8 protein-coding genes are annotated in these 12850 nt (G+C 67.1%); 4 read left to right on the forward strand and 4 right to left on the reverse strand.

Translation table 11 applies throughout. The features are described 5' to 3' along the window. The 4 genes from VGQ44_08415 to VGQ44_08430 all read left to right on the forward strand — a co-directional run. Positions 1-559: hypothetical protein (locus tag VGQ44_08415; GenBank protein ID HEV8446830.1), on the forward strand; the 559-nt coding region annotated here is incomplete at its 5' end. Further along, a complete protein-coding gene (locus VGQ44_08420) occupies positions 556-3051 on the forward strand; it encodes an ADOP family duplicated permease (GenBank protein ID HEV8446831.1) in 2496 nt (831 codons plus the stop codon). The genes VGQ44_08415 and VGQ44_08420, both read left to right, overlap by 4 nt. 140 nt (positions 3052-3191) lie before the next feature. Then, entirely contained in the window at positions 3192-3539 is a 348-nt protein-coding gene (locus VGQ44_08425; protein ID HEV8446832.1) for a PadR family transcriptional regulator, read from the forward strand. Between the two features lie 5 nt (positions 3540-3544). Beyond that, positions 3545-6298: an ABC transporter permease gene (locus VGQ44_08430; protein ID HEV8446833.1), complete on the forward strand. Its 2754-nt coding sequence runs from the start codon at positions 3545-3547 to the stop codon at positions 6296-6298. 17 nt (positions 6299-6315) lie between these two features. Here VGQ44_08430 and VGQ44_08435 read toward each other — a convergent pair whose 3' ends face one another. The 4 genes from VGQ44_08435 to VGQ44_08450 all read right to left on the reverse strand — a co-directional run. Continuing rightward, the gene (locus tag VGQ44_08435; GenBank protein ID HEV8446834.1) at positions 6316-8319 is read right to left on the reverse strand and encodes a DUF2339 domain-containing protein; all 2004 of its coding nucleotides are present in this window, start codon (positions 8317-8319) and stop codon (positions 6316-6318) included. A 32-nt stretch (positions 8320-8351) separates the two neighbouring features. Beyond that, on the reverse strand, positions 8352-10391 hold the full coding sequence (locus VGQ44_08440) for a S9 family peptidase (protein ID HEV8446835.1): 2040 nt from the start codon (positions 10389-10391) through the stop codon (positions 8352-8354). A 57-nt stretch (positions 10392-10448) separates the two neighbouring features. Then, positions 10449-11384, reverse strand: a complete 936-nt coding sequence (locus VGQ44_08445) for a hypothetical protein (GenBank protein HEV8446836.1) — start codon at positions 11382-11384, stop codon at positions 10449-10451. Between the two features lie 58 nt (positions 11385-11442). Further along, a partial coding sequence (locus tag VGQ44_08450) for a hypothetical protein (protein HEV8446837.1) occupies positions 11443-12850 on the reverse strand: 1408 nt, incomplete at its 5' end.

Below are 12850 nucleotides of genomic sequence, written 5' to 3' on the forward strand. Positions count from 1 at the left end.
GACGATCACCGCCGAAGGCGTCGGCGGATGGTTCTACTCGGTGTCCGGCGCGATTCGTCTTGCCGGCGACGCCGAGCACGTCGAGGCCGAGTCGATCACCGGCGACATCGACCTCGACGTCACGTCGATGCTCGTGAAGGCGCGCACCGGACGCGGACACATGACGGTGCGCGGGTCTCCCGAGGACGTCGACGCGTCGACGGTCAGCGGCCCGCTCGACGTAGAGTCGCCGGCCATCCGACGGGGCCGATTCAGCTCGGTGACGGGCAACCTGCGGTACGAGGCGAATCCGGTGCCCGGCAGCATATTCGACTTCTCTGATCATGCCGGCACCGTCGACCTGCTTCTACCGCGCTCGGCATCGAGCAGGCTGGATCTCTCGACGGTGACCGGCTTCATCCAAGGTGGAGGACCGTTACGCCGCGATGATCCGAACTCGCTGCGCCAGATCCGTCCCGCGTCAGCCGGCGGGCAAACGCTCACCGTTCGTCTTGGCGCCGGCGAAGCGCACATGACCGTCCGCACCTTCAAGGGTGCGATTCGGTTGCTGCCCAAATGAACGCCTTTCGTGATCTTCGACTCGAGCTCCGGCGAGCGGCTCGGTCGCTGCGGCGCACGCCCGTCGTCACCGCGGCAGCAGTCGTCTCGATCGGACTCGGCGCGGCGGCGGCGACCACCGTCTTCAGCGTCGTGGACGCCGCGCTCTTTCGCCCGCCGCCCTTCGAGCGCGCCTCGGACTTGGCCGTACTGTTCATGACACGAGCCCGTTCCGGCGAATGGGCGCGTAACGAACGTTGGTCGTGGCCGCGCTTTCGCGCGCTGGCAGCGGCGCAGAGATCGTTCGAGAGAGTGGCGAGCTTCAGCGGAGCCACCGTGGCGTTCACGAGCGGCAACGCCGAACCGGTCGAGGGCGAGTTCGTGTCGTCGGACTACTTCGCGCTCCTCGGCGTCCGCCCCATCGCCGGCCGCTCGTTCGACGCATCGGCTGACGACGCGGCGACCGCCGAGCCGGTCGTTTTGCTCGGAGCCGATTTGTCGAAGAGCCGATTCGGCGGCGATGACGTGATCGGACGAAAGATCTCGCTCAATGGAGTCGAGCTCACGATCATCGGCATTCTTCCGTCTGGCTTCAAGGGACTCTCGGGGCGCGCCTCGCTTTGGATGCCGGCGCCGATGGCGGTTCGCGCGACGTACGCGGACTACTTGGTGAGCAATCAGAGTTTCATCAGCGTCGTCGGTCGTCTGCGAGCGGGAGGCTCGATGCCGAGCGCGATCGCGGAACTGGCGGTGCTCGGCCCGCAGATCGGCCGCTTCCGTCCGTTACGCGACCAACGACCCGATGACGTCGTCGCGGCGACGGCCCTGACGATGAACGACGCACGGATCGATCCGTCGACGCGCCGTCCGCTGCTGCTCTTGCTCGGCGGCGCGGCATGCCTGCTGCTGCTCGCCTGCGCGAACGTCGCCGGCCTTTTGCTCGGACGGGCCGCCACGCGGAGGCGCGACGTCGCGCTTCAGGCCGCCCTCGGCGCGAGTCGCTGGCGCATCATTCGGCAACTGTTGGCCGAGTCGTCGCTGATCGCGCTCGGCGGAGCGGCGATTGGAATCGCGCTCGCGTGGCCGTTGACGGCTCACGCGGGCGTGCCGGCGGCGGCCTTTCGCGGCCGGAATTTCTACGGCGCCGTCGGCGAATTCGCGGCGCCTCGTGTCGACGACCGAGTGCTGGCGTTTTCGCTTGGATTGTGCGCGTTGACGGTATTGCTGTTCGGCCTTCTCCCGGCGATCCAATCCACGCGCGTCGATCTCACGACCGCGCTGAACGACTCGGGAGGCGGCCGCGGCGTCGTCGGGCCGCGGAGCATGCGGCTGCGCCACGTTCTCGTCGGCGCCGAGACGGCGCTTGCGCTCGTGTTGCTCGCCGCCGGCGGGCTCTTCGCGGCCAGCCTGCGCGCGCTCGCGAACACGAATGTGGGTTTCGATCGCCACAACCTCATCGCGTTCACGATTCGTCCGTCGGACGTGAAGTATCCGGCGCCTAAGGCGCCGCCGCTCATCACGCACATCCTCGACGAGGTGCGCCGGCTGCCCGGTGTCGACGCGGCCTCGGTGGATGGATGCGCGCCGCTCAGCACCGGGTGCGCGAGCACCAGCCTCTTCATTGATGGCCGTCCGTGGGCGAGCCGCGACGCCGCTCCGTTCGTGCTGCGCCACTACGTCGGCCCGGAACACTTTCGCGTGCTCGGTGCTCCTCTCCTGCGCGGTCGTACATTCACGGACGCCGACCGCGCCGGAAGCGAACGTGTCGCGGTCATCAACGAAACCGCGGCAAGGCGATTTTGGCCGGACGAAGATCCGATCGGCCGACGCGTGTGGTTCGGCGGCGGAAGCAACTTCGACCGCCCCGACTCCGCGGCGACGATCGTGGGCATCGTCGGCGACGTCGCGTATCAGCCACTCGACGACCATCCTGTGCAAGCGGACTTCTACACGCCGTACGCGCAGTTCACGTACGCGAGTCGCACCGTGCTCGTGCGGACGCGCGGCGACCCGCGGGGATTGATCGCCGATTTGCGCCGCGCCGTACAGCGCGCGAACCCCGAGCTGGCGATTTTCGACGCGCGCACGCTGGAGGAGCACGCCGGTGATTCGTGGACCCGCGTCACGTACCAGGCGACGATTCTCGCGGCGTTCGCCGTCGTCGCATTGTTGCTCTCGGCGATCGGCGTTTTCGCGATCATTACCCAGGTGATCGGCGATCGCGTCCACGAGATCGGATTGCGGATCGTCCTCGGCGCCGGTCCGCGGAAGGTCCTCGCCGCGGTCGGATCGCATGGGCTCATGCCGGCGCTGCTCGGCGTCGTCGTCGGTCTAGCGGCCGCGATCGGCGTCGGTCGCGTGTTCGCGGCCTTTCTTTTCGGCGTGCCGGCGTTGGACGTCGTCGTCCTTGGCGCGGTGACGGCCCTGGTCCTCTTAGTCGCCATCACGACCACGTATCTCGGGGCGAGGCGCGCGCTGTCCATCTCGCCGATGGACGCGCTGCGCAGCGCCTGACGGCGACAGGAGACGACGAAAGGCCCGGCCGCAAGGCGTGACGGCGGGTTCATCACTCGTCAGGGGCGGGTGGACGACTCTCGCTTGCGGGCCGCAATCCCCGACGGTATCCTCCCCTCTAACACAGAGGGGTTGCGGAGATGCTCGATTCGGATGGCGGGCTGGTCAAAGGGACGCTCGACCTTCTCGTCTTGAAGGCGCTGATGTGGGGGCCGCGCCACGGCTACGCGGTGGCGGAGTGGGTCAAGGCGGTGACGGAGGGGGAGCTGCTCGTCGAAGAAGGGCCGCTCTACACCGCGCTGCACCGGCTGGAGAAGAACGGTTGGCTCTCAGGCGAGTGGGGCTACTCCGACAACAACCGGCGCGCCAAGTACTACCAGCTCACGCGCACCGGGCGCGCGCAATTGCGCGCGCAGGTGACGTCCTGGGAGCGATACGCGCGCGCCGTCGGGCGCGCCGTTGCCGCCGTGTCGCCTGAAACGGTCTGACGGCCATGCGCCGAGTGTTCCGACTTCCCGCGAACCGCGCCCGCCTCGCGCACGACGTCGACGAGGAGCTGGCCTTTCATCTCGAGTCACGCATCCAGCGACTCGTGGCCGACGGCATGCCGCCCGAGGCGGCGCGCCGCGAAGCGGAGCGGCAGTTCGGCGACCTCGAATCAGTGAAGCGGTCCTGCGTGACGATGGACGAACAACGGGAGCAGTCGATGCGACGCGCGAACCTCATCGGCGATGTGAAGCAGGATCTGGTGTTCACGCTGCGAACGCTCGGCAGAAACGTCGGGTTCACGACCCTCGTGGTCGGCGCGTTGGCGATCGGCATCGGCGCCAACACCGCGATCTTCGGGATGATCGACGCCGTGTTCGTGCGCGGTCTCCCCGTGCCGCACGCCGAACAGCTCATCGCGGTCGGCGATCCGACTCGTGTCAACTCGTACTCGACGGGTTCGCCGCGCACCGACTTGCTCTCCGCGCCTGTGTATCGAGCCGTGCGCGACAACAACACCGTCTTCAGCGGCGTGTTGGCATCCGGAAAGACGGACCGACTCGACGTCCGGATTGGCCGCGGAGAACTCGAACATCCGCGCGGCCGATTCGTGTCGGGCAACTACTTCTCGGTGCTCGGCGTGACGGCCGCGGCCGGCCGCGTGTTCGACGCGAGCGCCGATTCCGTCACGAGCGGCGCCGCGCCGCTCACGATCAGTTATGGATATTGGCAGCGTCGTTTCCATGGCGACCGCGCCGTCGTCGGGCAGGGCCTCACGATCGACGACGTTCGGTTCACCATCGTCGGCGTGGCGCTGCCGGAGTTCACGGGCGAGATCGTCGAGCAGCGCCCGGACGTCTGGATCCCGCTGGGGATGCACGACGTGATGCGCCCGCATTCCTCGATCCTGCGGGATCCGTTCACGAGCTGGCTGTTGCTTCTGGGCCGGCTCAAGCCCGGAATCACCGAAGCGCAGGCGCAAGGCGAGTTGGGTCCGCTTGTCACGCGGAGCATTCTCACGAACGTCAACGCGCAGCCCGGATCCAGTTTCACCGCCTCGCATCCGAAAACGTACGTGTCCTCCGGAGCCAAAGGGTTCTCTCGCGTTCGTGAGACGTTCGAGGCGCCGCTGTTGACGCTGATGATCGGCGTGGCGCTGCTCCTCGGGATCATTTGCGCGAACGTCGCGAATCTTCTGCTCGCGCGAGCGATCGCCCGGGGGCGTGAGATGTCCGTGCGTCTGGCGCTCGGCGCGAACCGAAGCCGGCTCGTCCGCCAATTGCTTACGGAGGCGGCCGTCTTGGCGCTCGCCAGCGCCGGCGCCGGATTGCTCTTTGCGCGCGTCGCGAGCCGGTGGCTGATCACGCTCGCGGCCGGCGGAGGAGCGACCAGCGTAGTGGGAAATGGTCTCAGTCCAACGGTGCTCGCGTTCACGCTCGCGGTGTCTGTGCTCGCCGTTGGAATCTTCGGGCTGGCGCCCGCGCTTCACGCGACTCGAATCGATCTGGCGACGTCGATGCGCGTCGGCGCGCAAGCCGTCACGGGTTCGGCGCTCGGGCTTCGCCACCGCCGGCGGCCGCTCGGGAGCCTGCTGATCGTCGGTCAGGTGTCGCTGTCCGTCGTGTTGCTGGTAGGCGCGTCCATTCTCGTTCGCAGCCTCCGAAATCTTCAGTCGGTCGACGTCGGCTTCGATCGAGATCACCTCGTGATCGTCGATTTGGACATCAACGCCCGCGGATACGTCGGCACGCCGCTCTACAATCTGGCCCACGCGTTACGAGATCGTGTGGCGGGGATCCCGGGCGTCACGGACGCGACTTTCTCCGAGAACGGGATCTTTTCCGGAAGCGACTCGCACACGTCGATCGAGGTCGCCGGGTTCACCGCACGCACCCCCGAAGACTCGATGATCGCCTACGACAACGTCGGCGCCGGGTATGCGCGGGCGATCGGCGCGCGGTTGCTCGCCGGTCGCGATCTGGTCTCCAGCGACGAGAACAAACCCGCGCGGGTAGCCGTCGTGACGCGCGGACTCGCCGATTTCTACTTTCCTCATCAGGACGCCATCGGCAAGATCATCCGCTTCTCGGACTCGATCGCGGTGCAAATCGTCGGCGTGATCGCCGATGCACGGGACCATCGTCTGACGGGCACGGTCGACCGTCGGATGTACTTCCCCTACGTCCATAGCGACACCAGCTCCAGTCAGCTCGGAAATCCGGGGGCGCTGCGCCTCGCGGTCCGCACGGCGGGCGATCCTTCCGCGCTGGTCGATCAGATTCGCAAGGCGATCGTCGCGGTCGACGCGTCGCTGCCCATCGACGGAATCGACCCGCTTCCCAGCTTGATCACGACCCAGATCAGGCAGGAGATCCTGCTCACGCGTCTCGCCACCGCGTTCGGTCTGCTCGCGCTGGCGTTGGCCGCCATCGGTCTGTACGGCGTGATGAGCTACTCGGTCGCGCGACGCTCCCGCGAAATGGGCCTGCGCACGGCGCTCGGCGCGCAGCGCGCCGACGTCATGCGTCTCGTGTTGACGAACGCGCTCACGCTCGTCGTGTCGGGGCTCGTCGTGGGGCTGCCGCTGGCGATGGCGATGACGCGCCTCCTCAAGTCGCAGCTGCACGGCGTCGGAACGGCGGACCCGAGCTCGATCGTCGTCGCCGTCTCCGTGCTGATCGTGAGCGCGGTCGTCGCCGCGCTGGTTCCGGCTCGGCGCGCCACGCGAGTCCCGCCGATCGTCGCCCTTCGAGAATCCTGAACGGTGCCCTGCTCGGATCAAGCGGTGGATTCTGAGGGGCGGCGTCGGTACCAATAGGCGATCCCGAGCAGGAACGCGCTGGTGACCAGATACGCGAGGACGCGCGCGCCGACGTCGAAGTAGGTCGTCGCCCCGTACACCGCCGTCGCCGCGGCAAGGAGCGCGAGCGCGAGACCCAGCTGGCGAAGCTCCGGCGAACGGCGAATGTGTCCCACCGCGACCGCGGCGATCGCGGTCGCCGCGAAGTAGATGACGAGGAACAGCGTCGACGTGCTGCGGCTGAACGCCTTGCCCAGCTCGATGAGAACCCAGAGAAAAGCCCAAACCCACGGCGCAAGGCGCGCGAACCGCCGCATGAACGAGACGTCGGCCGAGGCGACTTGATCGGGTCGTTCCGCGACCAGCGGTTTCGCCGAGTCGGCGATCCATCCGCGAAAACGCGAAACGAGAACGAGGAAGAGCGTCACCCACGCCGCGGTGAGCGTCGGCTCACCAGTGAACGGCGTGTATGTGTACGAAGGTCGCATAGCCAGCGCGAGCAGACTGATGGACGCGGCGATCACGGTCACCACGACGGCTGTGGCGATCCACGACGCGCTGGGCCGCGCTTTGTTGACGATGAAGGCGGCGATGCCGATGGCGAGCATCGCGAGCAGGAGGCCGGTCGGCTCCTCGAGGTGCAACTGAAAGACCGCCGTCGCCGTGAGAATCGCGCACGCGGCCGCGGCGGCGTCGCGAGCGGGTCCAATCGGCCTACGAAACGCGAACAACAGCAGCATCGCCGCGCCGACACCCTCGACGAGCGCCGGCGACGCGAGCGGCCCGACCGTGCTCGACGCCTGGAAACACAGAATCAGCGGAAGAATGCCGACGTCGATCCAGTCGAGTGCCGACACGTTGCCGGTATTGGTGGCAAGCAGACTGGATTGCTTCGTCGCGTCCAGTCGGTCGGCCAGGACGAGCCAGAGCATCGCCGCGCCGAATAACGCGGCACTGATCCGCCAGGTCACGCCGAGGGCCTGTGCTCCATGGGGCGGAAGCGCGAAGAAGCCGGCGACGACCGTGAGGATCGCGAACCATCGCAACGCGGCGCGCTTCCGCGAAACCGGCGCGAACGGCAGCACGCCGACGAGCGCGATGACCATGGGAAACGCGAACGCCGTGTAGAATCCGGGCGGTCCGTGGTCCCGCCCCATCACCATGGCCGTGATGGCGTAAAACCCGGACACTACGTAGAAGATGCGCCACGCCACCGGCCACGCGCGGTGGCTGATCGCGAACGACGCCGCGAAGAGCAGGAACGCGCCATAACCGACGAGCGCGAAGAAGTTGCCCTCGTCGCTGCTCGTCACGAACGGCGCGATCGCGGCGCCGCCGAAGGCGACACACCAGAGCGGCTCGTCCTGTTCGGCGTGGGCGAACAACGCGAGCCCCCACGACACGCCGATGCATCCGGCGAAGGCCACCCACGGCGGCACGAGACGCAGCCACGATCCGGCCGCGTAGCCGCAGATCAATACGATGACGAGCGCGAGTCCGACCATGCTCGACCCGAACGGCCGCTCACGCTTTCGAATATGGAGTCCCCACGCGCCGATACCCGCCGCGAAGACCAGCGCGACGATCACGCGCGCGCCCGGCGGGAGCGTGAGGTATCCCTTGTTGATGGCCCAGCTCAGGAACGTTCCCACCGCCAAGGCGGCGGCGATGACAGCAATGGCGAGCATCCCGTATCGGCCGACCAGGCTCTCGAGATCGAGTTGCTCCGCCGCCGCTCCAGGAGACGCGGGTCGCGCTCTCCGCGACGCGCCCTCGTTCGGCGCGTCGACGCGCACGCCCAAGCCGGCCAGGAAGGCGGCTCGCGGAACGGGCTCTTTCGATTGGGGCGCCGGCGCGGGCGCGGACCGGGCGGCGCCGAGCGCGGCCCGGATCGCCGCCACTTCCCTCGTGATCGCGTCGAGCGCCCGCTCCACCCGAACCAGGCGGGCGTCGAGTTGCTCGCGTTCCCGATCTGCGGACATATCCCTCTACGACGAGCCGCCGGCAGCCACGGTCACGGATGCACGACGCCCGCCTGAACCGGTGCCGGCTTTAGGAACTTGTCATACCAAGCCACGTATCGTGACAACCGGTCGTACAGAAAGCTCGGTCGGGTCAACCCGTGATGTTGATCCGGATAGATGACGAGCTGCGTCGGCACGCCAAGCGACCGGAGCGCTTGATACATCTGTTCGCCGCCGACGACAGGAACGTTGAAGTCCTTGTCGCCGCCCATGTACAGCGTCGGGGTCGTGATTCGATCGGCGTGGAAGAACGGATACGAGAGCTTGATCCAGAGGTCCTGCGACTTCCACGGCGGCCCGAGCTCGGTGTCGTATTGAAAGACGTATTCGTCGACGCCGTACATCGACGTCTGGAGCGCGCTGCCCGCGCCCGAGATCGCCGCCTTGAACCGCGTCGTCGTCGCCGAGGTGTAATCCGTGAGGATGCCGCCGTAACTCCAGCCGCCGATGCCAAGCCGCTGGGGATCGGCGATGCCGGACGCCACGACGTAGTCGACGCCGGCCAGCAGGTCGACGACTTCCTTGTTTCCCCAGTCGGCGTAGATCGCGCGCTGGTACGCCTCGCCACGGCCGTTGCTGCCGCGATAGTTGACGTTCAACACGACATAGCCGTTTGCCGCGAACAACTCGCGCTCGAAGAAAAACGAATGCTGGTCCTGCCCCGCCGGGCCGCCGTGAATCCGCAGTAGCATCGGATACTTCGTTCCCTGCACGAATCCGGCGGGCTTGACGAGCAGGCCGTGCGCTTCGTTGCCGTCTTTCGTCTTGAACGAAACGTCTTCGGTCGTCGCGAGCTGTACCTCGGCGAGCCAGGCGTCGTTGTGGTGCGAGAGCTGTCGCAGCGATCCGTTCTCGAGCGCGAAGATTTCTCCCGGCTGCGTCGCCGTCCCCGCCAGCACCGCGATGCGGCCGTCCTTGCCGAGCGATAGTCCGCTCGCGACGCGGCGGCCCGACATCAGCGGCTGAGTCGCGCCGCCGCTCGTCGCGACGCGACCGACGAGTTGAACGCGGTCGTCCGTGTACAGGAACACGATCGACTTTCCGTCCTCGCTGAAACGCGCCGACGAGATCGGCCGGTCGAGCGCGGCGGTGAGAATGCGCGGCGCTCCGCCGTTCGCGTCCACCACCGCGAGCCGCTGCTCGTCGTACGCGTAGAACTTCGGCTCACTCCCTTGCAGATAGGCGATCGATCGGCCGTCCGGGCTCCACGACAATGGACCCTCGTCGGGTCCTTCGAACGTCGTGAGGCGTTTCGGCGTCGCGCCGGCGCGCGCTTCGACGACGAAGACGTCCGAGTTGTTCGTACGATCCGGGTCCGCCGCCTGCGGACGCGTGCTGACGAACGCGATCGACTTGCCGTCGGGCGACCACGCCGGTCGCGATTCCTCGAACATCCCCGGCGTGATCAGCGTCGCCTTCTTTTCGGTCAGATCAAACACGTACAAGTGCGCGCGAGTCGAGTCGAGGTATCCGTTGTCGTCGTCCTTGAAGTGGTACCGGTCGATGACGATCGGCTTCGGCTTCGAACCGGCCGAGTCGGCGGTGTCGAGCGACGGCCGCATGATGATCGCGATGCGCTTGCTGTCCGGCGCCCACGCGTATTCGTCGATCCCGTCCTTGAGCTCCGTCACACGCTGCGCTTCGCCGCCGCGCCGGTCGAGCAGCCAGAGCTGCGAACCCTTGCCGCCTTCGCGCGACGAGAGGAACGACAGATACTTCCCGTCCGGACTCCATCGCGGAGTCGTCTCGGCGTCGGGCGACGACGTCAGCTGAATCGCCTGCGTGCCGTCCCAACTCGCCATCCAAACGTCGGTGTTCGATTTGTCTTTGGCCGAGTCGAGGGTCGTCACGGTGTACGCGACCCATTGCCCGTCGGGCGAAAGCTCGGGCGCGCCGATGTTGCGGAGGCGGTACAAGTCGCCGACGCGCAGCGGGCGCTTCGCGGCCTGGGCGAGGAGCGACGGCGCCGACCATAGGACGGCCGTAAAAATCGAACAAACGACGGCGGCGCGGCGGATCGACGATGTCATGACATTCTCCAAGCTCGAACAGTGGTGGGGGGGGAGGTGCGAAGCGGACGCCGCGTTCTATCGTTTGACCGCCCGATCGAGCCGCGCGAGCCGGTCGAGCAACGCAAGCTTCTCAGGTGCGCCGACGAGCCCCAGTGAGGATCGCACGGTATCGATCGCCGCGCGGGTCGGCGCTTCCTCGTCAACCGCCTCGATGGCATGGTCCGCGAGCTCGAGCGCGCGCGTGAGCGCTCTGCCGATCGATGGCCCGTTGGGCAGTCGTGTCCAGTACTGCTGCGGCCCTTCCCTGATCATCGAGAGAAAGCAGTCCGAACCGCACTCGTCGCTCGGCGGGACTCGCTGCGACGCGTAGGCCGCAAGCTCATCGCTCCAGGGCGCTGTCCGGTTGGCATCGTACAGCTTCCAATATCGTTCGTTCGCGACGAACCACATTGCGTCCGGCTCGTAGAAGTACAGAAAGTCACGGTGGGCGATCACCCACGCGCGTTTGACCGGCGCATCCTCGAGCGAATGCGCGTCGACGCGCATCGCAGCTCGTTCGATCAATTGCAGCCGTCTGAATTGCAGGAGCCCTGACGTGGCGAGCGGGGACTGGCCGGCGCCGCCGCCGTAGTGGTTCGGCTCCAGGAGAAAGTTTTCCGCGTCGACGAGTGTCTCGAACGACGCGGTATCGCGAGCGAGAACGTATTGCGCCACCCCCGCGAACCCTGGCTCCGGGTGTTGGCGATCGAATGGAACCGTGACGTTCGCTGGCACCCAGCACGTCGGCGAGATGCCCATGACCCGCCACGAATCGAAGTACCACGCGCGCCCCCCGAGTCCCTTCGTCGACTTGGACGCCCCGACGACATCGCCGATGTGATAGCGTTGGGCGACCGGTGAGGCAGGATCGGGCAGGCTGTGGCACGTCACTCCGCTGACGACCACCAGTCGCAACGAGTCGGGACGCGGCGACTGCCCGTGGAGTCTCGCAGTAATCGAAATCGCGGCCACGACTGCACCGAACGAGGCACCGCTCACGAACCCAATCCTCAATGCGACCGCTCTCAATCTATGGCGGGCCCGCGCCATCGGCCCCAACCCAATCATAGGTGACCTCGCGTCCCTCCAACCGCCAGCGCGACGGATAAACGCTCCGTTGCCAGTCCACCGGTTCGCCGAGCGGCTGCGGTGAGGCGGCGCGCGCCAACGCCGCCGTGAGATCGCGCCGCTGCTCCGCACCGAGAGCGTCCGGCGCGAGCGAGACGAAGAGCATCGTTCCGCTTCGCGACAACAGGTCGAGCCACTGGCGATTCATCGCCCACGGCACCGCGTTCGTCACACCGACGCAGTCGGCGTCCGCGACGTAGAACGCGCCGTGTTGTGCACCGCGAAACGCGAGCGTGTTCACGCCCATCTTTCGCGTGCGAGCCCACTCTGTCCCGCTCGTGTCGTCGCCGATGCGACAGATCTCGAACACGCCCGCGGAGAGGTGGCTCACCGTGTTGCATCCGATGACGAGAGCGTCACCGGCTCCGGTTCGAAGCGCCGAGTAGAGGTCGTTGATCACCTCCGCGGTGGTCCGCGACGAGCCCGACGCGAACGACCAGCCGTCGCGCGTCATCGCCGCGCCCATCTGAAATCCCCAGCGGCCGAAGATGTCGTAGGTGCTGTAGTCGTGCTTGATTAGATCGAAGCCCCACGTTCGGATTCGAGACAGGTCGTCGACGACCTTCTGTCGAACCTCGGGCACGGTGGGGTCGAGCATCGCACGGTCTCGTGACAGCCGCCATGCATCCGGTACACTGGACGGCGCCTGAAGCGGACGAATCCAGATGCCCGGCTTCGCACCGGCTCGACGAATGTCCGCCGCGAGAGCGGCCATGTCGCCGAATTTTTCGTTGCCGTGGTCCCATGTGCCGGTGCCCGACTTGTCCGCGCCGCGCCCCGGCTGCCATCCATCGTCGATCACGACGAACGGCCGATTCTCGCCGGCTGGGGACAATTCGACGACGTGCGCGGCGTCCGCGCGCACGGTTTCGGCGGTGTTCCTTCCATACGCCCAGTACCAATCGTTGCTTCCGTACAAAGGAAAGCGCGGGAGCCGGGCCGCTCGGGGAATGGTAGGGAGCGAGGGAGGGGGAGGGAGCGCGGGAGGGCACATCTGGTGGCAAAATGCGTGGAGCGTCGCGAACGACGACTCGCCGTCGTGGCCGGCACGACACACCACGTCGCACACGTCGAGCGTGCGGTCGTCGAGCTGAACACCGACTCCGCCGCTTCGCACGTCCGCCCACAGCCTCATGCCCTGCGGATCGATCTGCCAAAAGCAGAACGAACTCGCGCCGGTCCTCACGCCGTATGCGTGCGTGAGCGATCCGTCGAACGTGGCGCAGTACCACGGCATCACGCGATCGGGCGTCCAACCTCGCCACTCGAGATCGCCGTACGCGCGCTCCCACGCATCGCCAAGCACGAGG

This window comes from Gemmatimonadaceae bacterium, assembly GCA_036003045.1.
Lineage (GTDB): Bacteria > Gemmatimonadota > Gemmatimonadetes > Gemmatimonadales > Gemmatimonadaceae > JAQBQB01.

Coding starts and splice junctions, on each gene's coding strand:
- VGQ44_08420 (HEV8446831.1), top strand. CDS start 556: ATGAACGCCTTTCGTGATCTTCGACTCGAGCTCCGGCGAGCGGCTCGG.
- VGQ44_08425 (HEV8446832.1), top strand. CDS start 3,192: ATGCTCGATTCGGATGGCGGGCTGGTCAAAGGGACGCTCGACCTTCTC.
- VGQ44_08430 (HEV8446833.1), top strand. CDS start 3,545: ATGCGCCGAGTGTTCCGACTTCCCGCGAACCGCGCCCGCCTCGCGCAC.
- VGQ44_08435 (HEV8446834.1), bottom strand. CDS start 8,319: ATGTCCGCAGATCGGGAACGCGAGCAACTCGACGCCCGCCTGGTTCGG.
- VGQ44_08440 (HEV8446835.1), bottom strand. CDS start 10,391: ATGACATCGTCGATCCGCCGCGCCGCCGTCGTTTGTTCGATTTTTACG.